Here is a 24,656-nt window from a genome sequence, read left to right on the forward strand (position 1 = left end):
AGGAGTGAAAAATGTAGAATTCTTTCTATACAGATTAACCACAATCTTTGCTTAAACACAACTATTAGGCTTGATCCAATCTTTGCTTAAACACAACTATTAGGCTTGATCCTTTTTGTTCTCTGTTCTCCGGCATTTTAAAGCTTCGTTTTCCTGCTAAATGAAGCAATGTCAGAAGTAGATAAACGAAAAAACCCAAGACTTTCGTCTCGGGTTTTTAAGTGGTGCCTCCAGGAATCGAACCAGGGACACAAGGATTTTCAGTCCTTTGCTCTACCAACTGAGCTAAGGCACCAGTTGCTTGTTTTAAGCGGTTGCAAATATAATTTCAATTTTATTAACCCACAAAGGATTTTATGAAAAAATGCTTTTGTAATTTAGCTATTTCAAAAAAAAACCGGTGAATTTAGTAATAGACATAGGAAACACTCTAGTGAAAATGGCTGTCTTTCAAAATTCTAGCCTTCAGTATAAAGTTTCAGTACCGGGAAAAGATTTTTTTAAAAAAACTGAAGAAATTTTTAAATCTTTCCCTCATATCGAATATTCTATTCTTTCTTCGGTGATTAAAAACACCGAAAGGGAAGAGCGCTTCCTTGAACAACGCAGTACACTTGTGATTTTGACCATGGATATAAAGCAGCCTTTTTCCAATCATTACGCTACCCCCACAACATTAGGAAAGGACAGAATTGCACTAATTGCTGCTGCGGTTAGGAATTATCCGGGTGAAAATGTTCTGGTTATTGATGCTGGTAGTTGTATTACATACGATTTTAAGAATAAAGATGATGAATATTTGGGAGGAGCTATCTCTCCAGGACTCACAATGAGATTCCGGGCCATGCATGAGTTTACTAGTAATTTACCAATGGGACAGGCTGCGGCAGAGCCCGGAATTACAGGGAATTCCACCATAGATGCTATGAATTCAGGTGTTGTTAATGGGGTGCTTTATGAAATCGACGGCTTTATTAATTCGTATAAAACTGAAAATAAAGATTTAACAATTATTTTAACAGGTGGGGATATGCTATTTTTGTCAAAGCAATTAAAAAATGGCATATTTGCCAACCCTAATTTTCTATTTGAGGGTTTAAACTACATTTTAGAATTTAACAAGACTCAATGATTAAACGATTTATAGTAATCGTAGCTGTATTAACTACGGCATTTGCCGCGGCACAGGAAAATATCTCTTCCCCTTATTCATATTACGGAATTGGTTTAACTAAGTTTAAAGGGACCATAGAAAATCGCTCGATGGGTGGTTTAAGCGTGTTTTCGGATAGTATTCACCTTAATCTTAATAACCCTGCTGGCTATGGACGCTTACGACGTACAACTTATGCCATAGCAGGAAGTCACGAACGGAGCAGTTTGAAGTCAGATATGGAAAGTGATAAGGCAAAGATCACCTCTTTGGATTATCTTTCTTTAGGTATCCCAGTTGGAAAATTCGGCTTTGGTTTTGGTCTTATTCCTGAAACTTCTGTAGGTTACCGTATTCTTGATATTCAGGAGGATGTTGCCACAAGGCTGCAGGGACGCGGAGGTCTTAATCGGGTGTACCTTTCTGGTGGTTACGAAATAAATAGAAATTTCAGCATTGGAATAGATGCTCGCTATAATTTCGGTAATTTCCAGAATAGAAGAACCTTAGTTAGAGAAGAGATTCAACTTGGTAGCCGGGATATAAGCCGATCAGATCTTAAAGGATTGAGTTTTAATTTTGGTGGTGATTTCCAGATGAGACTTACGAATGGTCTAAAACTTCATGCCTCTGCTACATATTCTCCTGAAACCAGTCTTACTTCAGAGAACAAAAGAGAAGTAGCTACAATTGCCTTTACCCAAAATGGAGAAATACCGGTAGAAGTTAGAGACCTTGAAGTACCCGATTCCAAATACAATCTTGCAGAAAGAATTACTGTTGGTGGAGGACTTGGTCGCCCCAATAAATGGTTCTTTGGGGGAGAGTATATTAAAATGGGACGCAATGCTTATCTTGATCGATCCAATACTATAAATGAGGCCGCAGTGTATAATGAAGCAACACAATATAAGTTGGGAGGTTACTATATTCCTCAATACAATTCCCTTACCAGCTATTTTAAAAGGGTTGTAATTAGAGGAGGATTCAGGTATGAGGAAACCGGTCTTAGTCTCAATAATGAAGACATCAATGAGTTTGGCATTACTTTTGGATTGGGATTGCCTATAGGACCAGGTTTCTCAAATATCAACCTTGGATTAGAGTATGGACAGCGCGGTACAACAGATTCCGGATTGATAAAAGAGGATATTTTCAGGGTTTCTGTGGGGTTTTCCCTGACGGAAGCCAGAAAATGGTTTGAAAGAAGAAAATTTGATTAACCACTATAACTAAAGAAAATGAAAGCGAAGTTAATAGCATTAGTATTTGGAGCCGTATTCGGTTCAAGTGTAGTAAATGCACAATCCAATGATTGTGCGACTATGGCGGCATTGGCTTATGACGATGCAAAAGCAAAAAATTATGATGCAGCCTACGAACCTCTAATGAAGGTTAGAAAGGAATGTCCAAAATATAGTCTAGCTACTTTCCAGTATGGAGAGAGAGCCCTTAAATATAAAATCGATAATGCGGAAGGCGAAGAAAAAGAAGAATTTATTGAAGAGCTCATCGAACTTTGGGAAGAGCGGTTAGAACTTTTTCCTCAAAAAACTTCAAAGGGTAAAGTTTACGGAGATATTGCTCAGCTAAGATTTGATTATAAGATTGGAGATAAAGAGGATCAATATGAAGCTTTCGATAAAGCCTTCACCGAAGATCGTGAAAACTTTACAAGTCCAAAAGGAATATATGCTTACTTTTCCCTTCTTGTAGATATGCAGGATGAAGGAGAGCGTAGCCTGGAAGAAGTGTTTTCAAAGTATGATGATGTTATCGCCAAGGTTGAATCTGAAGAAAATGCACTTGCAGAAAGACTAGCTCCACTATTGGAGAAGCAGGAGCAAGCCGAGGAACTTTCTTCAAAAGAGAAAACCCTTGTGAAGAATTCTGAAATTAATCTAAGAGCTTATAACCAGGTAAAAAATGCTATTAACGCGAAACTGGGACAACGGGCGGATTGTGATAACCTTATCCCTCTTTATACCAAAGATTTTGATAGTAAGAAAACTGATGTGGATTGGCTGAGAAATGCCAACGCCCGTCTTTCTGCAAAAGATTGTACTGAAGACCCTTTATTCATGAAGGTTTCTGAAGCACTACACAAACTTGATCCTTCTGCAAAATCAGCATTCTCTTTAGGACAGTTAGCAGAAGCAGAAGGAAACAGATCTAAAGCCCTTCAATATTATAATGAGGCTGCCGAACTTGAAAATGATAACTCTGCGAAAGCAAGAATTTATTATAGAATTGCTGGGAACTATAAGGACCAGGGGAGTTTTTCTCAAGCTAGAAACTTCTATAGAAAAGCGGTTAACGCCAGACCTTCTTTGGGTAGCGCCTACCTTCAGATTGCCAGTATGTATGCTCAAAGTGCCAACAATTGTGGGAATACAACCTTTGAGAAAAGAGCTGTTTACTGGGCCGCTGCTGATTATGCAAGAAGAGCTGCCAGTGTCGATCCTTCTATAGCTAGTAACGCCAGCCAGGCTGCAAGTAGTTATATGGGAAGAGCGCCCCAAAAATCTGATGTCTTCCAGGAAGGAAGAAGTGCCGGAGAGGCAATTCAGATTGGTTGCTGGATAGGCGAGACAGTTCGCATTCCTAATTTGTAAAATGGTAATTACATATAACCAAATAATTTCAGGCATTGTCACGCTAATCGGCGTGACAATGCTTTTTTCATGTCAGGGCAATTTAAGTGAAATCAGGGCCCTTGATCTTGAAGGTGATGCTCCGCAGGCCGAAGCCCTGGATTTAAATCTTAAATACACGGATTCGGGAAGGCTGGTGGCTACTCTGAAAAGTGAGCGTATGCTGGATTTTACTAACAAGCACTTCCCTTATCGTGAATTTCCCGAGGGACTTGAGGTTGAGTTTTTTGACCCGGAGAATAAACGCAGCACTGTAAGAGCAAATTATGGGGTTATCTATGAGAAAACCGGTCTTATAGATTTACAAGGGGATGTAGTGATTTATACCAGTGACAGTACTCGATTGGAGGCCAGTCAACTTTATTGGGATCAAAACCAAGGATGGGTCTTTACAGACAGGCCAAACAGGATACGCTTCCCCAATGGAGCACTCAACGAAGGGCAGGGTTTTGATTCTAATCAAAATTTCGGTAATTTTCGTTCCCGTACCAACGTAGGGGTTCAAATTATAGAAGATAAAGAAGATGAGTAAATATTATAAGTTTTTTGAATATGCTTACCTAGTTATTGGGGCATTTTTTCTTTTTGAAAGTATACGGATCTGGAACACTGAACGCGGCAGAGCCTACCTTTTCATCTTTTTTGTTGTAATTTCTATATTTATGTTCTTCTTTAAAAGGCGTTTTAGGCGTAAGTTTGAGGAGCGCAACAAATAACTCTAATGCAAAACGAGGTATTTATTATCATCCTTTCCCTGATTTTTTCAGCATTCTTTTCTGGGATGGAAATTGCTTACGTTTCTTCCAACAAAATTTACATCGAGATTGAAAAGCGTCAAAATGACCTTTTAGCTAATGTATTAAGGAGGCTTACCCGGAAACCCTCAAAGTTTATTGCTACTATGTTAGTGGGCAACAACATCGCGCTTGTGGTTTACGGATTTTTCATGGGAGATCTTCTTATGAAGTGGTTGATTGCCCTGCAGCCGATAGAAAGTGGTTTTTTTCAATATTTAATAACTGATCTTAATCTGCTAACCCAAACAGTTATTTCCACTTTAGTTATTCTTTTTACTGCTGAATTCCTTCCGAAAGTCTTTTTTCAAATTTATGCGAATTCTATGTTGAAATTTTTCGCCATACCCGCATATTTTTTCTATGTCCTCTTCACCTTTATTTCCGATTTTGTCATATGGATTTCAGATTTGGTATTGAAAAAATTCTTTAAAACCGAAGGAGATGAAGTCCAGCTGGCTTTTAGCAAAATTGATTTAGGGAATTTTATCAATGAACAAATGGAAACAGTGGAAAACGATGAAGAGGTAGATACTGAAATCCAAATATTTCAGAACGCACTGGAATTTTCTGAAATTAAAGCCAGGGAGGTCATGATTCCCAGAACCGAAATAATTGCGGTCGATAAGGACAAGGCTCCCAAAGATCTTATTGAAACCTTTACAGAAACAGGTTTATCCAAAATCCTGGTCTATAACGAGACCATAGATGATATTATTGGTTATATTCATAGTTTTGAATTATTCAAAAGACCAAAATCATTAAATTCTATATTGCTTCCAGTGGTTTTCGTCCCAGAGACCATGTGGGTAAAGGATGTATTGAATAGTTTGATAAAAAAACGGAAGAGTATTGCCGTGGTGATTGATGAATACGGCGGTACCAGTGGAATGATAACCGTAGAGGATATTGTGGAAGAACTATTTGGGGAAATAGAAGATGAACACGACTCACCGGTGCTCATTGAAGAACGCTTAAGCGACAATCACTTTTTATTCTCAGCCAGGCTGGAGGTAGATTATCTCAATGAGGCTTACAAGATTAATATTCCCGAAGGTGAAAATTATGAGACTCTTGGAGGGTTTATAGTGAACCGCACCGAAGAAATCCCTCAGCAAGGGGAGCTCCTTTCTATTGAGGATTTCCAGTTCGAAATCAAAGAAGTTTCCAATACTAAAATAGAATTAGTGGAACTTATAATCAAACCTACAGATTAAATCCGAGTTCCTTAATATTTTGCTAATTATAAGTTTTATAATTAGCTTAAAAACGCTATTTTCGCCCCCTATATTCCGATAAATAATAATTACAAATGGCAGTATTAAATAAAATCAGACAGCGTTCTGTTTTCTTGATCATTATCATTGCATTAGCACTTTTTTCTTTCGTGTTAGCCGATGTGATCCGTAACGGGGGTTTTTCTTCCGCTAAATCTCAAAATGTAATTGCAACCGTAAATGGAGAAGAAATCGACCGGGAAGAATTTGCCCGTAATGTAGAGAACTTCCAGCGAAATATGGGAGCCAATGCAAGTACGACCCAAGCTGTAAACCAAGTTTGGGAAAATAAATTGCGAGAGATAATCATCAGTGAGGAACTGGAAGAGTTAGGAATTAGAGCAGAGCAAGCGCAAATCAGGGAGATGATGCGTGCACAAATGGGGAATAATCCCAATTTCACCAATGAAGCAGGGATGTTCGATGAAAACAGAGTTCGGGAATATGTTGCTACTATGAAAGCTACTTCTCCGGAAGCCTATCGCCAATGGTTAGATTTTGAAAACAGCCTAGGTAATTCTGCCCGTGAGAATATATATTTCTCTTTGGTGGCAGCTGGGGTCGGGGCAACCTTAACAGAAGGTGAACAGGCATACCGTTTTGAGAATGATAATATAAATATGAATTTTGTGCAGGTTCCTTATACCTCCGTTCCAGATGAAAATGTGGAAGTAAGCAAAGAGGAGATCCGTGAATATATCAAGAAAAATCCTGCCAAATTTAAAACTGAGGCCTCAAGAAATATCCAGTATGTTTTCTTTGAAGAAGATGCCTCAGAAGAGGATCGCAAGGAGGCAAGAGAATCTCTTACCGCTTTAATGGAAACCAGGATAGAATACAATTCTGCGGCACAAGCAAACGATACCTTGCCTGGCTTTAACGAAACTACAGATTACGAAGGTTTTGTTAATTCAAACTCTGATCTTCCTTATCAGGACCGCTATATGTTCAGAGAAGATCTTCCAGCCGATTTTCGTGATGATCTATATAACCTCGAGGTGGGTGAGAGCTTCGGCCCTTACCAGCACGACGGGTATTTCAAAATAAGCAAGTTGATAGAGGCAAAGCAAATTGCAGATTCTGCCAAAGCCAGTCATATTTTGGTGTCCTATCAGGGCTTGCAGTTTGCTCCTGATGTGACTAGAAGCAAAGAAGAGGCTCAGCAACTGGCTGATAGCATTGCTAATGTGGTCCGTAGCGATAAATCCCAGTTTGCTGCTTTAGCTGCACAATACTCTTCGGATGAATCCAACAAAGCTAATGGTGGGGATCTTGGGTATTTCGGACCTGGGGATATGGTGCCTGAATTTGATGCGTATATTTTTGATAACAATGCCGGAGATATAGGAGTGATTGAAACCGATTTTGGTTATCATGTAATTCATATAGAAGAACAGAGTGACAGGAAAAGAGCTGTAAAAATTGCAACTCTTGCCCGAGAAATTGAACCTTCTGAACGTTCAAGAAACAATCTTTTTAATGAGGTGACCAAATTTGAAATCGCTGCTCGTGAAGGAGACTTCGGCGAACAGACCAAATCGGAAAATCTTCAGTTAAGAACTGTCAGGGATGTTAAGGCTTTGGAGGAGAATATTCCGGGATTAGGTAGCCAAAGAAGAATTGTGCAATGGGCATTTGAAGATGAGGTTAAAGTAGGCGAGGTGAAAAGATTTGATATTTCTCAAGGATACGTTGTAGCTCAAGTTACTGCAAAAAGAGATGCTGGTCTTATGAGTGCAGAGAATGCATCGGCTGAAGTAATTCCGATTTTAACTAGACAAAAGAAGGCGGAAATCATCAAAAGCAGAATTAGCGGGAATAGTCTTGAAGAGATCGCTGCTGCGCAAAACACTATGGTTCAGTCTGCAAACGCGATCAACCTGAATAGTCCAACCCTTCCAGGTGCTGGAAGTGAGCCTGCAGTAGTAGGTTCGGTTTTTGCCATGGAACCTGGTCAGGTAAGTAAGCCCCTTACGGGAGAAAATGGCGTTTATGTAGTGGAGTTGTTAAGTAAAAATGAAGCTCCTGCCCTGGATTCTTATAAGAGCTTTGCTGATCAGGAGACTGTCAGACGACGTCAGGAGGCTGCTCAACGGGCTTTTGAGGCACTTAAGGAAAAAGCCGATATCGAAGATAACCGGGCGAGATTCTATTAATTTAAAAAAAAAAATGGATTAAAAAACACCTCTTTTCTGAAGAGGCGTTTTTTTATAGCATCATTTCACTGAAAGGAATGATGGTTTTATAGTTTTTATCTCTGAAGTATTGCTGGGCTTCTTCTGAACCTGTTGCGAGAATAAAATCTCCACCCCAACCTCCAAGGCTCTTTATGCTACCTGAGAAATCAGGAAAAAGTCTGGTTTTGATTTTAGTTAAATTGACCGCTTTTGAAATAAGGGTTTCGTGAAGATCCATTAAGATACGAAACTCAGTCAGGCTGTCACAATGAAGGAATTGCTCTGTAAGTCCTGAAATCTTATCTGTAAGGACTTCAATATTCTTCACTGGTTGTTTGCGGTAATGAGCAATTGCTTCCCGACTGTTTTGTTTTTTATTTAAGTAAACAAAAAAGAGTTCGTCCTTAAAGGATGGATTAAAATGGCTTTTTAATATCGATGGCTGTCCCTGTATTAATTGATAGGTGAATGCCGTATTTTCCTGAGCAGCGGCAACATCATATCCACTTCCGCCAAATGTGTTTTCTAATAAGCTAAAGGCATCAATATCAAGCCAGGTTGAGATATTATTTATTAAGGTTGAGGAACTACCCAAGCCCCAACTCCGGTTAAATTCAAGTTTGGTAGTGATTTGGTAACCTTTGTTGTTAGAAAGGAAATCAGGATTTAGGTTCCTGGCTGCATTTAATATCTGGAGCAGTCGGGTTACTGCCCCTGAATCTTTGTTACTATCTTTTCTCAGAATAACTTTATCATCTTTCAAAATGAAACTAGCTTTCAACCACGGTTCCCCTTTTTCATCAAGGCTTACCCATGAAATTCCCTGGGTTTCGGAACTATTTACCTGCATTTCTTGACCATATTTTGTGGGCAAAGCCAGAGCTTTTGCGCCATCGAGAATTGCATATTCCCCAGTGATCAGTAATTTTCCATGGCTGTAATACTGTTTCATTGTGCGCGTATTTTTGCGAGTTGCTCCATAACACTACTGTGGGTTACAGTATGGTGCTTAAAGTATTCCGTTAATGCAAGTTTTTCTTCCGGCGTTGCATTTTGTTGATTCAAAATGTTCATTAAGTGCATCTTCATATGACCGTGTTGGATACCCGTGGTGATCAGTGAACGAACAGCAGCAAAATTCTGCGCCAATCCTGCAACAGCAACAATTTTCATGAGTTTTTTTGCTGAGGGTTGCTGGAGAATGTCCAGCGCCAATTTAACCAGTGGATGTAAACTTGTGAGTCCGCCAACCGTACCTAGGGCCAGAGGAATTTCCATCCAAAAAGTGAAAATCCCGTCCTCTACTTTGGCATGAGATAAACTGGTGTAGTTTCCACTCCTGGCGGCAAAGGCGTGCATTCCGGCCTCTACTGCCCGAAAATCATTCCCAGTGGCCAGTACAACGGCATCAATACCATTCATAATTCCTTTATTATGTGTCACGGCCCGATAAGGTTCCACTTCGGCGATCTGGATCGCCTGAATAAATTTCTCAGCGAATTCCTGGCCGCTTAATTGGGCGCCTTCTGAAAGCTCATCTACAGAGCAGGAAACCTCTGTTCTTACCAGGCATTGAGGTACGTAATTGGAAAGTATGCTCATAATAATCTGGATCTGCTTTTCTTCTGCAGTAAAAGCTTTATATTCCTTGGCCTCTTCCTGGAAAACTTCAGCAAACTTCTCGAGACAGGAATTGATAAAATTTGCTCCCATAGAATCCTGGGTGTCAAAAGTACAGTGCAACTGAAAATAATTATTCAAGCTTTCAGTTCTATTTTGAAGTTTAATATTTAAAATCCCACCTCCCCGTTTTTCCATATTTCTTGTAATGGGCTTGACGGCTTGGATCATTTTCGGTTTGACCATTTCAAAGAAGTCGGAAAGTTTCACCGGATTCCCTGAATAAATAAAATGTACCTGCCCGATCTTTTGAGTGTCAATCACTTCCGCTTTAAAGCCACCACGTGATCTCCAGTATTTGGCTGCCTTGCTGGCGGCTGCAATCACTGAACTTTCTTCGATAGCCATAGGTATGGCCAAAAGTTCATCATTAATGAGAAAATTAGGTGCCAGACCAAAAGGAAGATAGAAATTCGAAAGGGTGTTCTCTGTGAATTCATCGTGTAGTTGTTGCAGGCGGGAGTCTTCATTCCAGTATTGCCTGAGTATCCGCACATCCTCCGGTTGATCTTTTAAATAGGTCTTAGCAAGCCAGTCTATTTTTTCCTTTTTTGTTAATTTGGAAAAACCGCTTATAGGTGAGATCATAGTTCATGAAATTTTCGAAGGCCAAAGATACAAAGCTTATGTTTAGATAGCAGAATAAGAAAATTACCAAGCAAAATTGAAAACATCTTGACCTCAATTTTCTTTAACAAATTCTTAGTATTTAACATTTTTCATTAACATATTTTGCTGAAATTTTAGTAAACTTGGGCATTGATACCTATTTTAAAAAAATATGAAATTTAAAAATATTATACTGGGGTTGATAATTGCTGCATCCTCAGTTGTTTATGGACAGGACAAACAAATCACGCAAGAAGAGATATGGGATGGTACCTTTAGGCAGGAACGATTACAATCACTTCAATCCCTCAATAATGGTAAGGAATATGTCGTTTTAAACCGGGAAAATGGGACTGCCAGCATTGATGTGTACGATTATAAAACCGGAAGGAAATCAAGAAGCTTGCTTTCAACGACTGAAATAGATGGAATTTCCTCCTTCCAGGATTTTGTGCTTAGCGATGATGAAAGCAAAGTTTTGCTTTCAACGGAAGTAGAACAGATCTACAGGAGATCCTCGCGAGGTATTTACTATATCTACGATATAAGCGATGGAAGCCTTACAAAACTATCTGATCATAAAGTTCAGGAGCCCACATTCTCCCCGGATGCTTCGAAAGTAGCCTATGTTTTTGAAAATGATATTTTTATTTACAACCTCAATTCAGGTGAGCAAACCAGAGTAACCTCCGATGGAGAGAAGAACAAAATTATTAATGGGATTACAGATTGGGTATACGAAGAGGAATTTGCTTTCGTAAGAGCCTTCCAATGGAACAAAAATGGAAATCGGATCGCTTTTCTAAGGTTCGATGAAGAAGATGTTCCCGAATTCTCTATGGATATATTTGGAGAAGAACTTTACCCAAGACAGGAAGTTTTCAAGTATCCAAAAGCTGGTGAAACCAATTCTGAGGTAAGTTTGCATTTGTATGATCTGGCTTCAGCAAAAACGGAGGATGTAGCCCTAACGGATTACAAGGATTTTTACATTCCTCGGATAAAGTGGACTAAAGATCCGGAGGTGTTGAGTGTACAGGTGTTGAATAGACATCAGAATAAACTGGATCTGATCTTTGTGGATGCCGAGGATAATGAGACTGAGGTAGTGATGACCGAAACCGATGAGGCTTATATTGATATTACTGATAACCTCACATTTCTTGAAGATAATAATTTTATATGGACCAGTGAAAGAGATGGTTGGAATCATATCTATTTATATGACGAAGATGGCGAATTGGAAAACCAGGTCACTTCCGGTCAGTGGGAAGTAACAGACTACTATGGTTATGATAAAAAGTCTAACAGGATCTTTTATCAGAGTACGGAGAATGGAAGCGTGAACCGGGATGTTTATTCTATAAAGCCTAACGGAAAAAGGAAGACCCGTTTAACTGATAAAACGGGGATGAATAGTGCAGATTTCAGTGCAGACTTTACTTATTTCATTAATTCTTTTACCAATACACAGACTCCATATCAATACAGTCTTCACCATGCTAAAAACGGCAAATTGGTTAGAAAAATTAAGGATAATACAGCTTTACTGGAAAAGGAAGAAGCTTATAATTTCTCTCCGAAGGAATTAAGTACCATTGAGGTCAATGGCAACGAACTCAATATGTGGATGATCAAACCTTCAGATTTTGATGCCAGTAAGGCCTACCCATTATTGATGTTTCAATATTCCGGGCCGGGATCGCAGTCTGTTTCAAATTCATACTTTGGTACAAATGATTACTGGTATCAACTTCTTGCAGATAGAGGTTATATCATAGCAGCCGTAGACGGAAGAGGAACTGGTCTTAAAGGGGCCGAATTTAAAAAAGTGACTCAAAAAGAACTGGGGAAATACGAAGTGGAAGATCAGATAGAAGCGGCAAGAATGCTAGGTGATAGGGAATATATCGATGAAGATCGCATAGGTATCTGGGGTTGGAGCTACGGAGGCTTTATGTCTTCAAACGCCATTCTCAAAGGTAATGATGTGTTTTCTCTGGCTATTGCAGTCGCCCCTGTTACAAGTTGGAGGTTCTATGATACTATTTATACGGAAAGATACATGACTACTCCTCAGGAAAACCCATCGGGATATGATGAAAATTCCCCGATAAATCATGTCGAAAAACTTAAAGGGGATTATTTATTAATACATGGAGGAGGAGACGATAATGTGCATCTTCAAAATACCATGAGAATGGTGGAAGCTCTTATTCAGGCAAACAAACAGTTTGATTGGGCAATATATCCTGATAAAAACCATGGAATCTATGGTGGTAACACCAGGCGTCATCTTTATACTAAAATGACCAATTTCATCACTGAGAATCTTTAATCAAATCTAAGTTAATGGCTACGACAACAACCCCAGCACCTCAAAAGGAGTTATTTGGACATCCAATTGGGCTTTATATTTTGTTTTTTACAGAAATGTGGGAGCGTTTTTCCTATTATGGAATGCGCGCAATCCTTGTTTTATATCTGGTTAGTGCAACGACTGATGGAAATGCCGGTCTTGGCTGGACCCAGGGAGAGGCTCTGGCGCTATACGGTTGGTATACCATGCTTGTTTATATCGTTTCTATTCCCGGTGGTATAATAGCCGATAAACTCCTTGGGCAGAAAAAAACAGTTCTATGGGGCGGAATTATACTGGTAGCGGGTCATACCATACTAGCTGTTGAAGAAATGTGGGCCTTTTATAGTGGTTTAGGTCTTATCATTGCCGGAGTGGGAATGCTTAAACCCAATATTTCCACAATGGTTGGAGGACTCTACAAACCTGGTGATATTAGAAGGGATAAAGGCTTTACTATTTTTTACATTGGAATAAATCTCGGGGCATTTCTTTCTAGTTTGATTGTGGGTTATGTAGGAGAACAAGTTGGCTGGCACTGGGGCTTTGGTTTGGCTGGAATAGCAATGGCTCTTGGTCTTCTTGTATATCTTTGGGGCCAAAAATATTTAGTAAATGTAGGAAACCTTCTGTCTAAAGCTGAAAGGGATGAAGGAGCTTCTCTTACCGGGCTTTTTTCGGACTTACTTAAGTCTCCACTTCAATTGGTAATTACCTCGATATTAATGCTGGTTTCCTTATATGTTCTGGTGTTTCAATCCTGGGCTTATGGTTTGTTATTTATCTTTCTTACCCTTGTAACAGCAATGATGCTTATGGTTTATAAGGATCTTACTACACAGGTCATGAAGGATCGTTATGTGGTTATGCTGCTATCTTTTATCCTGGTAATAGTCTTCTGGGGAGCCTTTGAGCAGGCTGGTGGACTGATGAATATTTATGCCCTGGATAAAACCAATAGGGCTCTGCCATTTTCCCTTCCAGGTATAGGGAATGAAGTTCCTGCTTCCTGGTTTCAGTCTTTAAATGCTCTTTTTATAATTACTTTTGGAGTTTTGGTGGCTAATTTCTGGGCCAGGAGAAAATTGAAGAATAAGGAGGCCTCGAGCATTTTTAAAATGGCAGTAGGGGTGATAATAATGGGATTGGGATTTGTTTTTATGGCTGCAGCTTCAGTGCAGTTTGAGTCGAACGGGTCTTCTGCAATGTACTGGTTAGTCCTTGCATATCTTTTCCATACCATCGGGGAACTTAGTAGTTCGCCGGTTGCGCTATCTTTCATTACAAAATTAGCGCCTATGAAATATGCTTCCTTAATGATGGGGGTTTATTTCGCGGCTACTGGTCTCGGAAATAAATTAGCGGGTATTCTCGGAGAATTTGCCGCCGAAGCAGGGGATTTTGCAATATTCTCAGGAATAACCATATTTACAGTAAGCTTTGCTGTAATTGTTTTAATTATGTTGAAGCCTTTAAAGCGTCTTACTCATGGAGTGGAGGATGAAGAGCATGAAATGCTGGAGCATGAAAATTATGAGATTGCTGATACCGAAAAAAAGCATTAAGTTAAAAGGTTTTATAATTAAAGAAGCGTTCCTTAAATTTGAGGAGCGCTTTTTGTTAGGTTATGGTTGAGAAACGACTAAGACCTAAATTATTTTTATATGTATAAAATTTTCCTTCTTATTTTTTTTATGTCTACAAGTTTTCTCCAGGCTCAGGAGATTAATTGGATGTCTATGAACGAAGCGCTGGAGGCACAGAAAAAAGAACCTAAAAAAATATTTATGGATGCCTATACTACCTGGTGTGGCCCATGTAAAATGCTGGATAGAAATACCTTTTCCAATGAGAATGTGATTGAATATGTGAATGAGAATTTTTATGCAGTTAAGTTTAACGCCGAAGGAGATGAAAAAATCAATTATCAGGATAAGGAATTTTCCAATCCGAATTTTGATCCTCAAAAGAGGGGGCGAAATACAACCCATCAGTTTACGGCAGCATTAGGAGTAAGAGGGTATCCTTCTCTGGTGTTTTTCGATGAGGAAGCAAAATTAATTGCCCCGATAACAGGCTATCGTACTCCTCAACAACTGGAGATTTATTTAAAGTTATTCGCTACTGATGATTATAAAAAAATGACAACAAAAAAAGCTTTCTCTGAGTATCAGGAGAGCTTTGAAGGTACTTTTTAGTTAAAGTTTAAGTGTTAGTTGATATAGAGCCTTTGGTTCTGTAGAAATGCGGAAAAGCTCCCTTTTTACCACCGGTAAAAAGGGACTTTCTGTTTTTGGCGGGTAAAGCTAGACCAAATACTCCGCTTTAATGATTTCAGTAAGAGACATACCGTCTCAAATGTAAATAGCCATTGGTGTTAAAAGCTTAGGATGAGTTTATAATCTATAGCACCCTTCTGGCCATGACAAAGTTATTTTTCCAATAATTGTTCTCCAGTGATGAAATGATTACTCCTTTTGAGGTTGAGGAATGAATAAACCGAATTTCATCGCTGACTTCCACCACCAGGCCAACGTGATTTATAACCCTTCTTTTTTTGTTGGTTTCAAAAAACAATAGATCTCCTGGGGAGACTTCCCGAAGAAAAAGTCTTTTGCCCTCCAGGGAAAGATCACGGGCAGTACGGGGCATAGGAATATCTTCTTTAAGAAAAGAAACATAGATAAGGCCTGAACAGTCCATTCCTTTTTTAGTGGTGCCACCGTATTTGTAGCGGGTTCCTTCAAATTCCCTGGCATAGGAGATGATATTATAAACCTGCTTATTTGCCGGTGTTATCTGATGGTTTTCTTGGGTGTTAGTGGATAATTCTTTCGATCTTGAAGCTCCACAGGAGGTGAGCAATACCCCCGAAAATATGAGTAATAAAATTTTTAACTCTGACTGCATTTCAGTTCGTTTTTAAACTGGCATAGATCAGTTGAGCGGTCTTTTTACTAGCGCCTTTTCCGCCTAATTTTTGTTCCAGCTGGTAATAATCTTCAAAAATCTTTTTTCTATGCCTATCCTCCAAAATCTTAGCAAGCTCCCTTTTTAAGGAATTCCTGTTAAACTTTCGCTGGATTAATTCTGTTACTACTTCACGTTTCATAATCAGGTTTACCAGGGAAATAAAATCCAATTTCACGATCTGCTTGGCAATATGGTAAGAGACAAAACTTCCTTTGTAACAAACCACCTCGGGAACCTTAAAAAGGGCTGTCTCTAAGGTTGCTGTCCCTGAGGTAACTAACGCTGCGTGGGAGAGACTTAGTATTTCATAGGTTTTATTCATTACCAGTTCAACTTTGTTTTTCTTCAAAAAAGGTAAGTAGAAATTTTCTTCCTGGCTAGGCGCTCCGGCAATAACAAACTGGTAGTCAGGAAAATAATCTCTAACACTAAGCATAATCTCTAACATTTTTGCTATTTCCTGTTTACGGCTTCCAGGGAGCAAAGCAATGATTGGTTTATCATTTAAATTATGCTCTTTTTTAAAATCCTGGGCATCAACTAGTTTTTGACTGGAAATGGCATCGATTAGTGGATGCCCTACAAAATGCACAGGGAAATTATGTTTCTTTTCATAGAATTCCTTTTCGAAAGGAAGAATTACGTACATCTGGTCTATATCCCTTTTTATCGCCTTGATGCGGTTTTCTTTCCAGGCCCATATTTGGGGCGAAATATAATAATGGGTTTTAAAATGCTTTGTCCTGGCCCATTTTGCAATGCGCATATTAAATCCCGGATAATCGACAAATATGATAACGTCGGGCTGAAATTTACTTATATCATCTTTACACAAATTTATATTGCGAAGTATGGTTTTTAAATTTGCAATTACCTCAGCAAACCCCATAAAAGCTAACTCCCGATAATGTTTGACTAATTCCCCTCCTTGCTGGGCCATAAGATCACCTCCCCAATACCGAAATTGGGCCCTTGGATCTATTTCTTTCAGGGCCTTCATAAGGTTTGAAGCGTGGAGGTCCCCGGAAGCTTCCCCGGCAATGAGATAGTATTTCATTTAGAATATTTTTGAAATTGCGATAGCTATAGCCGCCACAATAGTGGCCAGTAATACACCCCTGGCGTGGTAGTGCTGTTTCTTTCTCAAGAATACAAAAAATGGCAGAAAATTAACAATGGCTCCAAGAGCGATAATCTTTCCGATATAATCATTGAGAATGGCATCATTTATTGTTCGGTCTATTCCTTGTTCTGAAAAAATAAGGATATAAAGAATAATGCCTCCAATATTGAATGCTAGTCCAACAAGAAATCCTATTAATATGTTCTGCTTAATCATTGAGTTCCCAGTTATTAAGATCATCCATAAAATGGTGTGCGGTAAGGTCGAATTGAACTGGAACCACTGAAACATATCCGTTGGCAAGCGCCCATTCATCGGTGTCCTCCCCTTTATCCTTGTTGACAAACTTTCCAGAAAGCCAGTAATAATCACGACCCTGTGGATTGGTCCTCTTATCGAATTCTTCCTCCCAGTGAGCGTTGGCCTGTCGACAAACTTTCATTCCTTTAATTGCTGAAGACTGTAATTTAGGTAAATTAACATTTAGTACTACTCCTTTTGGGAGTCCATGTTTTAAAACTTTTCGTGTAATGGCCTTTACATATTTTTTTGAGGGCTCGAAATCGGCCGTTAGGGAATAATCCAGCAAGGAAAAACCAATGGCTGGAATTCCTTCAATTCCTGCTTCTACCGCTGCACTCATTGTCCCTGAATAAATGACATTTATAGAGGAATTGGATCCATGATTTATACCGCTTACACAAAGATCAGGTTTGCGATGAAGAATTTCCTGAGTGGCAATTTTTACACAATCGGCAGGTGTTCCGGAACAACTGAACTCTTTATGTTTGTAGTTCTCTTTTATGGTCACCGGTTCACAAAACAGGGTGTCACTAATTGTAATGGCATGGCCCATTCCACTTTGCGGGCTATCCGGAGCCACCACAATAACGTCTCCGAGCTCCTTCATCACTTCGATTAAAGCCCTGATTCCTGGAGCAGTGATCCCATCATCATTGGTCACAAGAATCAATGGTTTTTCTTTATCCATGCATTTAAAAATTATTATGGCTAAAATAGTAATTTCCTAAGGAAAGCCTATCTTAGTAGTTTAACAAATTATTAGTGTCTGTCCTGTGTCTTGGCACAATTTTTAATGTATTTTGGTAAGCCATTATGATGAAATTTATGCGATTTATGAAAAGGAACCCTAAAATTCTTGTAGTACTGCTGTTAATGGCAGTTGCCTCCTGTAGTTTTACTACAAAAAGTTTTGATGACCCTAATAAAGATAAAGTGCTAATAGACCTTATAACCTATGTGCTTAATCAGGGACATTATGACGCTAAAGATATTAATGATGAATTCTCAAAAGGAGTTTATAAAGATTACCTAAAAAATCTGGATGGATCTAAAAGGTTTTTCTATGAAAGTGATATTGAGGAATTTAGCGAATATGAAGAACGAATTGATGATCATATTAAAGCAAAGGATATCAGTTTTTTTGATCTCACCTACCAGCGTTTGATGAAGCGTTCTGATGAATCGCGGGAAATCTATAAGGAAATTTTGTCTACTCCTTTCGATTTCGGTAAAAAAGAAGAACTCAATACAAGTTTTGAAGACCTGGATTATGTCGATTCAAAAAAAGAAATGAAAGAAAGATGGAGAAAACAACTTAAGTTTTCTACCCTTATTACCTTTCATGACAAGAAAGAAGAGGAGGAACAAAAAAAGGAAAAAGACCCAGAATACTCCGTAAAATCCGATGAAGAACTTGAAAAAGAATCCCGCGAAGTTACGCTTAACTCTCTTGAGGAATATTATGATTTTACAGATGATCTTGAACGAAAGGATTACTTCTCAGTATATATCAATGCAATTGTAGAGGAATTTGATCCCCACACTTTTTATTTCGCCCCTCAGGACAAGGATAGGTTCGATATGGCAATGTCTGGTAAACTTGAAGGGATTGGGGCCCGGCTTCAGAAAAAGAGCGATAATATTACCATAATGGAAGTCATCTCTGGTGGACCGGCCTGGAGGAGTGAGGAATTGAGTGAAGGTGATGTGATCCTTAAAGTAAAGCAGGAGGATGAAGAAGAAGCTGTCAGTATAGTAGGAATGCGTCTGGACGATGCCGTTAAACTTATAAAAGGTCCGAAGGATTCCAAAGTCACCCTTACCGTTAGAAAGAAATTATTGGGAACCATAGAAAATATTACCCTTACCCGGGATATTGTAGAAATTGAGGAGACCTATGCCAAAACTTCTATGGTAAAGAAGGATGGTAAAAATTTCGGAGTAATTAACCTGCCAAAATTTTATTTTGATATGGAGAATTACGCGGAGCGGAATGCGGCATCTGATATTGAAAAAGATGTCATTCGCCTTAAAAAAGAAGGTATGGACGGTCTTGTTTTGGATTTGAGAAATAATGGTGGAGGTTCACTTAAAACCGTAGTGGATATCGCGGGATTGTTTATTGAAAAAGGTCCTGTTGTTCAAGTAAAATCAAGCGGACAGAAAAAAGAAATATTAAAGGATAAAGATTCATCGGTATTGTGGGATGGTCCTCTTGTGATTCTTGTAAATGAACTCTCTGCTTCTGCCTCAGAAATATTAGCCGCTGCTATGCAGGATTATAAAAGAGCTGTTATCATAGGTAGTAAACAGACCTACGGAAAGGGAACCGTACAAAATGTAATAGACCTTAACCGTTGGTTGAGAAACAATGAGTATGGCGATTTAGGTGCGCTTAAATTGACTACTCAAAAGTTCTACAGGGTTAATGGAGGTTCCACACAATTAGAAGGTGTCAAAAGTGACGTTGTAGTTCCGGACCGCTACAGTTTTGTAGATATTGGTGAAAAGGATATGGAGAACCCATTGCCCTGGGATAAAATTGATCCTGCCGAATATGATGAATGGGACGGTTATACAAATCTTGAAGAAACCATAGAAAACAGCAAAAAAAGAATGAGTGAAAATGAGCAGTTGGAGCTTATTGAGGAAAACGCGAGATGGATAAAGACTCAGAGTGATAATAACATTCACTCGCTTAATTTTGAGGAATACAGTGAAACTGCCAAAGAGAATAATCGTGTAGCCAAACGATTTGATTCTTTAAAGGAATATGCTACAAACCTCACCTATACTTCACTCCCTTTTGAAGAGCAACTATTTGAAACCGATACGATTTTAAAAGAAAAGAGAGAGCGATGGCATACCAATTTAAGTAAAGACATCTATATTGAGGAAGCTCTTAACGTTCTTTCTGATCTTAATGTTGATAAGATGAGAAGAAGCAAAGTAGCAAGACTTAATGATTAATTTAAGGTAGAACTTAATAAATGCTCCGATAATTCCGGGGCATTTTTTTTATTTAAAAATCAAAATTTATCTATGAAACGTAAATATGTCTATCCTGTTATTATTCTATTGGTTGCCGCCTTGTTACTTCTGGTCGAACGTTGTAATTAATGGTAAGAGATCCTCTCGGCATCTAGTTTAATAAATATAAATAAAAGAATGGTGAAAGCCCAAAGTCCTGAGCCACCATAACTAAAAAAGGGAAGTGGAATTCCCACTGTGGGGAAAATTCCTATTACCATTCCAATATTGACCAGAAAATGTATAAATATTATTCCTATTACACTGTAACCATATACCCGGTTAAACTGTGATCGCTGCCTTTCTGCTAGAAATAATAATCTCACCAAAAGCAAGACAAATAGGATTATTACAAAACTACTTCCTAGGAATCCCCATTCTTCTCCTACTGTACTAAAAATATAATCAGTATGTTGCTCGGGGACAAAATGACCTTTGGTTTGGGTGCCTTCCGTCCAGCCTTTTCCAAACCAGCCCCCACTTCCAATGGCAATTTCGCTTTGATTGGTATTATATCCAATGCCCCTGGCATCAACTTCTTTTCCCAGTACAATATTGAAGCGGTCCCGGTGATGTTGTTTGAAAACATTTTCAAACACATAATTAACCGATAGCGAAAAGCCGGCAGCTATCAACATCAAAAAGATATATTTTAGGGTATTAGGTCTTTTTTTTCGATTCCTCCAAAACATTAAAAGTCCGATGGTCAGAATACCTCCGATAACCCACGGAACTCCAAATGCCAGGGTGGCAACAAAAAGAATGGCGGCAAAAAAACCTAACAGTAAATAAGCGAAGTGCAAACCTTCTCTGTAAAGTGGAAAAATAAAAGCAAAATAAACCATTGCACTACCGGCATCGGGTTGCATCATTACAAGTAATACCGGTAAGCTTATTATGACAAAGACCTTGAGCTGGTGCTCAAATTCATTGAGATTTACCTGGATGCCACTTACATACTTAGCTACCGCAAGAGCGGTGGCGGCTTTCGCAAATTCGGCCGGTTGGAGACTTACAGGACCCATCACATACCAGGCGGTCTGTCCAGCAATGGTCTTACCAAAAATGAATAGCCCTGCGAGACTTAGGAGGCTAATTATATAAATTACACTCGAGAACCGCTGATAGAATTTAGGTTCTATTGAAAGTATGATAATCAGAATGAAAAAACTAAGTACGATCCATAAACCTTGCCGGCCATATACCTGTTCCAGGTCAAAAAAGGTTCCTGTATTTACACCCAGGGAGGCTGAATAAATATTAGCCCAACCAAAGCCAACCAGTAGTAAGAAAATAAAAATTGTAATCCAGTCGTAACCTGTTATGCTTTTGGCCATTTATCGGTTAATTGTAAAGGGTTCGCCACTTAAGGGTTTGGCATATTCATCTTCAAGGCTGTTTTTAAGAATCCACTCTTCCATATCTTTGCGAGTGATCTCACCTTTAATATAGTTCTCAATCATAAGACTAGCAATACGGCCGGCATAACGACTTCCCCAGTACCCATTTTCTACAAAGACTGCAATAGCTATTTTAGGATTATCTACAGGAGCAAAAGCTACAAAAATTGAATGATCGGTAAGCTGAACTCGTTTTCCATCAATTTTAGTGAAGTTCTCCGCGGTCCCGGTTTTCCCCGCTATTTCAATGCCGGGAATCTGAAGCCTGCTGGCTGTACCTTTTTTATATACTTGGTGCATTCCTTCCACCACGGGGTCAAAGTGTCGTGGGTCGATAGTGGTATGATTTTTTACGGTGAATTTTTCTTCTTTAATCGGCTCCCCTTCAATTTCTTTTAAAATATGCGGAGTATAATACCAACCGCGATTGGCAATTGTAGCCGTCATATTAGCCAGTTGAATTGGGGTCATAAGGACTTCACCCTGTCCGATTGCGTTAGAAATGGTGGCCGTCGAATACCATTTATAAGTTGGATAGTTGTATATCTTATTATAATAATCAGAATCCGGAACTTTACCCGGTCGTCCCGTACTAAGGTCATTTCCCATGAATTGGCCCAGGCCAAAACTCTCTAAATGATTTTTCCATGTGTCAATTCCTTCCTGTGGGCTTGGGTATTTCTCAATAACTCTTCGGTAGACATTGGCAAAATAGGCATTGCAGGAAGTTGCGATCCCAGGAATCATATTTAAAGGGCTATCATGGGGATGGCAACCCATTCTACGACCTCTTCCGTAAGTGTATCCATTATTGCAATAGAACCTGTCCTGGGTGGTTACCACTCCCTCCTGGAGTGCAATAAGAGCATTGACTGCTTTAAAGGGTGACCCTGGGGGATATTCGGCTAAAAGGCCTCGATCATACAATGGGCGGGCAATAGAGTCATAATATAATTTTGTGTAATTAGGTGATCTCTTTCGGCCTACAAGCAAGGAGGGATCATAACTTGGAGCCGTCACTAAGGCTAAGATTTCCCCGGTGGAAGGTTCAAGGGCTACAATTCCTCCGCGCTTATTCTGCATAAGTTTTTCCCCGTATTCCTGTAACTTGGAATCAATTGTGATATTAATATCCTTACCTTTTTCAGGCAGGGTATCGAAAATTCCATCTTTATAAGGGCCAATATCCCTATTAAACCGATCTTTTTGAATGTATTTTACTCCCTTTACACCTCGTAGTATTTCCTCATATACACTTTCCACACCGCTACGCCCAATAAGGTCACCAGAAATGTAATAGGGATTATCTTTAATGATTTGTTTGTTCACCTGAGCGATATATCCAAGTACATTGGCGCTGTGATCTACCTGGTAATCTCTTAAAGAACGTTTCTGAATATAAAAACCTTCATATTTTCTCATCTTTTCTTGCAAAAAAGCATACTCACTTTTAGTGAGCTGAGGTATGACTACCGATGGCAGCAGGGGAGAATAGATCTTAGCTTTATCCAGTTTTTTGCCCAGTTCTTCCGGCGTGATATTGAGTATTTCTGAAAACTCCAGGGTATCAAATGGTTTTAGGTTTCGGGGGATAACCATCACATCATAGGAAGGTTGATTTGAAACCATCAGTTCTCCATTACGATCGTAAATGTAGCCGCGCTGTGGATAATCGTAATTAATTTCTATAGCATTATCCTGGGAGCGGAGGACAAGGGAGGTATCAATGATTTGAAGATAGAAGACTCTTGCCAAAAAGATCAGGCCGGTTGTAAGAATTATTATGTAGAGAAGTAACTTTCTCATCTATATTTTTTGCTGAAAAGGCTTAGGCTTAAGATCACCAGAATCACGGTGAATATACTTGAAAATAACGTCTTTTTCAAGATCAATATTATATGACTTAAGCTGAACATTTCCAAAGAAAATAAGACAAAATGATGGATGAGGATCATTAAAAGAATATAGCTTAATCGGGCCCCAAACGGGGTTGCAGAAAGCCTGATATTCTGGTGGTCATAACTTACCCCAAAAGAAAACCTTAATAGGTTTGGGCGCACAAAAGCCGCAATTAAACAGGCAGCAGCGTGTATCCCCCCGCTGTCCTCAAAGATATCGATGCCGAGTCCCAGTAAAAATGAAAGGATTAAAAATATACTCTGATTACTATTAAAAGGATATAAAAGAATAAAAAGCACATACAGGTATGGATTTATATAACCCATAAAATTAATATTGTTGAGAATCAGAACCTGAAGTAAAATCAAACCAACAAAACGGGCGGTATTTGAAAATATACTATTACTCATCCTCGGTTTCTAATGATTGAATTAAATCTCGATCCAGGTTTTCTATAACGTATACAAAACCAATATTAGTCATGTCGTTAAATAAGCGTACATTAATTTTATAATAGCTTCCGCTTTCATCCATCTCAAAATCCTCAATACTTCCAATAGGTAAACCTTCAGGGAATATCAGCGATCGTCCTCCGGTTGTTATTGTGTCTCCTTGTTTTACAGGAGCTTGTCTTGGTACATCTATAAGTTGAACCAGATTAGGGTCTCTGCCATCCCATATCAGGCTTCCAAAATGATTTGTCTTATTCAGTTGCGCATTGATCCTGGATTCGGTATGCAAAATTGAAATCACCCTTGAAAACCTGCTGTTAACACGATCTACGATACCTATTACCCCCTTGCTGGTTACTACGCCAAATTCAGGTTTAATGCCGTCTTCCTCCCCTTGATTAATGGTAAGATAATTATCTGCCTTGGCGTAATTATTATTGATCACTCTAGCGGCTCTAAAATAATAGGTCCCGTCAAAGGAAGTGCTATCTTGATAATTTTCAATTGAAAGAGTATCGTTAAGATTAGTAAGGATGTTACGTAACTCTTTGTTCTCTTCGAGTAAGCGTTTATTGTATTCTTCCAGATAAAGGTAGTCTTTAATATCACTTGTCCAGGAGAATATCCCACCGGTAACAGCATTGGCAGAACTTATAAATTTGCTTTTATGGAAAGAATGAGTTTGGACCGTAAAAAAGACAGATAATGCCAGCAGGAATAAGAAAAGTAAATTATTCTTATTGCGGATAAGAAAATTGAAAATTTGCTGCATA

At 39.0% G+C, this 24,656-nt stretch carries 20 protein-coding genes and 1 tRNA gene; 10 read left to right on the forward strand and 11 right to left on the reverse strand.

The window, feature by feature from the left end:
• Positions 1 to 222: 222 nt before the first annotated feature.
• A tRNA-Phe gene (locus ACW6NC_RS14270) sits at positions 223 to 295 on the reverse strand.
• Positions 296 to 400: 105 nt separating this feature from the next.
• On the opposite strand from ACW6NC_RS14270, the gene ACW6NC_RS14275 reads away from it, so the two are divergent.
• The 6 genes from ACW6NC_RS14275 (at position 401) to ACW6NC_RS14300 (ending at position 8,034) form a co-directional block, all read left to right on the forward strand.
• The gene (locus tag ACW6NC_RS14275; protein WP_457867018.1) at positions 401 to 1,132 is read left to right on the forward strand and encodes a type III pantothenate kinase; all 732 of its coding nucleotides are present in this window, start codon (positions 401 to 403) and stop codon (positions 1,130 to 1,132) included.
• Positions 1,129 to 2,376 (forward strand): hypothetical protein, encoded by a 1,248-nt coding sequence (locus tag ACW6NC_RS14280; protein ID WP_457867020.1) that lies wholly within the window; start codon positions 1,129 to 1,131, stop codon positions 2,374 to 2,376. Before ACW6NC_RS14275 ends, ACW6NC_RS14280 begins: the two co-directional genes overlap by 4 nt.
• A gap of 18 nt (positions 2,377 to 2,394) precedes the next feature.
• Positions 2,395 to 3,768 carry a hypothetical protein gene (locus ACW6NC_RS14285; RefSeq protein WP_457867021.1) on the forward strand — a complete coding sequence of 458 codons (1,374 nt, stop codon included), beginning with the start codon at positions 2,395 to 2,397 and terminating at the stop codon, positions 3,766 to 3,768.
• A gap of 1 nt (position 3,769) precedes the next feature.
• The gene (lptC, locus tag ACW6NC_RS14290; protein ID WP_457867023.1) at positions 3,770 to 4,339 is read left to right on the forward strand and encodes an LPS export ABC transporter periplasmic protein LptC; all 570 of its coding nucleotides are present in this window, start codon (positions 3,770 to 3,772) and stop codon (positions 4,337 to 4,339) included.
• 189 nt (positions 4,340 to 4,528) lie between these two features.
• On the forward strand, positions 4,529 to 5,818 hold the full coding sequence (locus ACW6NC_RS14295; RefSeq protein ID WP_457867025.1) for a hemolysin family protein: 1,290 nt from the start codon (positions 4,529 to 4,531) through the stop codon (positions 5,816 to 5,818).
• Between the two features lie 95 nt (positions 5,819 to 5,913).
• Positions 5,914 to 8,034, forward strand: coding sequence for a peptidylprolyl isomerase (locus tag ACW6NC_RS14300; protein WP_457867027.1), 2,121 nt, complete (start codon positions 5,914 to 5,916; stop codon positions 8,032 to 8,034).
• Between the two features lie 52 nt (positions 8,035 to 8,086).
• Here ACW6NC_RS14300 and ACW6NC_RS14305 read toward each other — a convergent pair whose 3' ends face one another.
• Positions 8,087 to 9,007, reverse strand: a complete 921-nt coding sequence (locus ACW6NC_RS14305; RefSeq protein WP_457867028.1) for a GYDIA family GHMP kinase — start codon at positions 9,005 to 9,007, stop codon at positions 8,087 to 8,089.
• Positions 9,004 to 10,323: a hydroxymethylglutaryl-CoA reductase, degradative gene (locus ACW6NC_RS14310; RefSeq protein ID WP_457867030.1), complete on the reverse strand. Its 1,320-nt coding sequence runs from the start codon at positions 10,321 to 10,323 to the stop codon at positions 9,004 to 9,006. Before ACW6NC_RS14310 ends, ACW6NC_RS14305 begins: the two co-directional genes overlap by 4 nt.
• 193 nt (positions 10,324 to 10,516) lie before the next feature.
• Between ACW6NC_RS14310 and ACW6NC_RS14315 the strand changes: the two genes are divergently transcribed.
• The 3 genes from ACW6NC_RS14315 to ACW6NC_RS14325 all read left to right on the forward strand — a co-directional run bounded on the left by ACW6NC_RS14315 (position 10,517) and on the right by ACW6NC_RS14325 (position 14,901).
• Positions 10,517 to 12,682 (forward strand): S9 family peptidase, encoded by a 2,166-nt coding sequence (locus tag ACW6NC_RS14315; protein WP_457867032.1) that lies wholly within the window; start codon positions 10,517 to 10,519, stop codon positions 12,680 to 12,682.
• Positions 12,683 to 12,696: 14 nt separating this feature from the next.
• The gene (locus ACW6NC_RS14320; protein ID WP_457867034.1) at positions 12,697 to 14,268 is read left to right on the forward strand and encodes a peptide MFS transporter; all 1,572 of its coding nucleotides are present in this window, start codon (positions 12,697 to 12,699) and stop codon (positions 14,266 to 14,268) included.
• Positions 14,269 to 14,367: 99 nt separating this feature from the next.
• Positions 14,368 to 14,901 (forward strand): thioredoxin family protein, encoded by a 534-nt coding sequence (locus ACW6NC_RS14325; protein WP_457867036.1) that lies wholly within the window; start codon positions 14,368 to 14,370, stop codon positions 14,899 to 14,901.
• Positions 14,902 to 15,106: 205 nt separating this feature from the next.
• Here ACW6NC_RS14325 and ACW6NC_RS14330 read toward each other — a convergent pair whose 3' ends face one another.
• The 4 genes from ACW6NC_RS14330 to surE are packed head-to-tail and all read right to left on the reverse strand — an operon-like array spanning position 15,107 to position 17,790.
• Positions 15,107 to 15,613, reverse strand: a complete 507-nt coding sequence (locus tag ACW6NC_RS14330; RefSeq protein WP_457867038.1) for a C40 family peptidase — start codon at positions 15,611 to 15,613, stop codon at positions 15,107 to 15,109.
• Between the two features lies 1 nt (position 15,614).
• Entirely contained in the window at positions 15,615 to 16,733 is a 1,119-nt protein-coding gene (gene lpxB / locus ACW6NC_RS14335) for a lipid-A-disaccharide synthase (protein ID WP_457867039.1), read from the reverse strand.
• The gene (locus ACW6NC_RS14340; protein WP_457867041.1) at positions 16,734 to 17,015 is read right to left on the reverse strand and encodes a hypothetical protein; all 282 of its coding nucleotides are present in this window, start codon (positions 17,013 to 17,015) and stop codon (positions 16,734 to 16,736) included.
• A complete protein-coding gene (surE, locus tag ACW6NC_RS14345; RefSeq protein ID WP_457867043.1) occupies positions 17,008 to 17,790 on the reverse strand; it encodes a 5'/3'-nucleotidase SurE in 783 nt (260 codons plus the stop codon). Before surE ends, ACW6NC_RS14340 begins: the two co-directional genes overlap by 8 nt.
• Positions 17,791 to 17,936: 146 nt before the next feature.
• Here surE and ACW6NC_RS14350 point away from each other — a divergent pair, with 146 nt between their 5' ends.
• Positions 17,937 to 20,072 (forward strand): carboxy terminal-processing peptidase, encoded by a 2,136-nt coding sequence (locus tag ACW6NC_RS14350; protein WP_457867045.1) that lies wholly within the window; start codon positions 17,937 to 17,939, stop codon positions 20,070 to 20,072.
• Positions 20,073 to 20,218: 146 nt separating this feature from the next.
• Here ACW6NC_RS14350 and rodA read toward each other — a convergent pair whose 3' ends face one another.
• The 4 genes from rodA to mreC are packed head-to-tail and all read right to left on the reverse strand — an operon-like array spanning position 20,219 to position 24,655.
• The gene (gene rodA / locus ACW6NC_RS14355; RefSeq protein ID WP_457867047.1) at positions 20,219 to 21,469 is read right to left on the reverse strand and encodes a rod shape-determining protein RodA; all 1,251 of its coding nucleotides are present in this window, start codon (positions 21,467 to 21,469) and stop codon (positions 20,219 to 20,221) included.
• A complete protein-coding gene (gene mrdA, locus ACW6NC_RS14360; protein ID WP_457867049.1) occupies positions 21,470 to 23,338 on the reverse strand; it encodes a penicillin-binding protein 2 in 1,869 nt (622 codons plus the stop codon).
• Positions 23,335 to 23,841, reverse strand: a complete 507-nt coding sequence (locus tag ACW6NC_RS14365) for a rod shape-determining protein MreD (protein WP_457867051.1) — start codon at positions 23,839 to 23,841, stop codon at positions 23,335 to 23,337. The genes mrdA and ACW6NC_RS14365 overlap by 4 nt, the downstream gene beginning before the upstream one ends.
• A complete protein-coding gene (gene mreC, locus ACW6NC_RS14370; RefSeq protein ID WP_457867053.1) occupies positions 23,834 to 24,655 on the reverse strand; it encodes a rod shape-determining protein MreC in 822 nt (273 codons plus the stop codon). The genes ACW6NC_RS14365 and mreC overlap by 8 nt, the downstream gene beginning before the upstream one ends.
• Position 24,656: the final 1 nt, after the last annotated feature.

It is taken from the genome of Salegentibacter profundi (genome assembly GCF_054121475.1).

Bases quoted from the DNA above. Each gene is read 5' to 3' on its own strand.
- ACW6NC_RS14280 (WP_457867020.1), top strand. From the start codon at position 1,129: ATGATTAAACGATTTATAGTAATCGTAGCTGTATTAACTACGGCATTT.
- ACW6NC_RS14285 (WP_457867021.1), top strand. From the start codon at position 2,395: ATGAAAGCGAAGTTAATAGCATTAGTATTTGGAGCCGTATTCGGTTCA.
- lptC (WP_457867023.1), top strand. From the start codon at position 3,770: ATGGTAATTACATATAACCAAATAATTTCAGGCATTGTCACGCTAATC.
- ACW6NC_RS14295 (WP_457867025.1), top strand. From the start codon at position 4,529: ATGCAAAACGAGGTATTTATTATCATCCTTTCCCTGATTTTTTCAGCA.
- ACW6NC_RS14300 (WP_457867027.1), top strand. From the start codon at position 5,914: ATGGCAGTATTAAATAAAATCAGACAGCGTTCTGTTTTCTTGATCATT.
- ACW6NC_RS14305 (WP_457867028.1), bottom strand. From the start codon at position 9,007: ATGAAACAGTATTACAGCCATGGAAAATTACTGATCACTGGGGAATAT.
- ACW6NC_RS14310 (WP_457867030.1), bottom strand. From the start codon at position 10,323: ATGATCTCACCTATAAGCGGTTTTTCCAAATTAACAAAAAAGGAAAAA.
- ACW6NC_RS14315 (WP_457867032.1), top strand. From the start codon at position 10,517: ATGAAATTTAAAAATATTATACTGGGGTTGATAATTGCTGCATCCTCA.
- ACW6NC_RS14320 (WP_457867034.1), top strand. From the start codon at position 12,697: ATGGCTACGACAACAACCCCAGCACCTCAAAAGGAGTTATTTGGACAT.
- ACW6NC_RS14325 (WP_457867036.1), top strand. From the start codon at position 14,368: ATGTATAAAATTTTCCTTCTTATTTTTTTTATGTCTACAAGTTTTCTC.
- ACW6NC_RS14330 (WP_457867038.1), bottom strand. From the start codon at position 15,613: ATGCAGTCAGAGTTAAAAATTTTATTACTCATATTTTCGGGGGTATTG.
- lpxB (WP_457867039.1), bottom strand. From the start codon at position 16,733: ATGAAATACTATCTCATTGCCGGGGAAGCTTCCGGGGACCTCCACGCT.
- ACW6NC_RS14340 (WP_457867041.1), bottom strand. From the start codon at position 17,015: ATGATTAAGCAGAACATATTAATAGGATTTCTTGTTGGACTAGCATTC.
- surE (WP_457867043.1), bottom strand. From the start codon at position 17,790: ATGGATAAAGAAAAACCATTGATTCTTGTGACCAATGATGATGGGATC.
- ACW6NC_RS14350 (WP_457867045.1), top strand. From the start codon at position 17,937: ATGAAAAGGAACCCTAAAATTCTTGTAGTACTGCTGTTAATGGCAGTT.
- rodA (WP_457867047.1), bottom strand. From the start codon at position 21,469: ATGGCCAAAAGCATAACAGGTTACGACTGGATTACAATTTTTATTTTC.
- mrdA (WP_457867049.1), bottom strand. From the start codon at position 23,338: ATGAGAAAGTTACTTCTCTACATAATAATTCTTACAACCGGCCTGATC.
- ACW6NC_RS14365 (WP_457867051.1), bottom strand. From the start codon at position 23,841: ATGAGTAATAGTATATTTTCAAATACCGCCCGTTTTGTTGGTTTGATT.
- mreC (WP_457867053.1), bottom strand. From the start codon at position 24,655: ATGCAGCAAATTTTCAATTTTCTTATCCGCAATAAGAATAATTTACTT.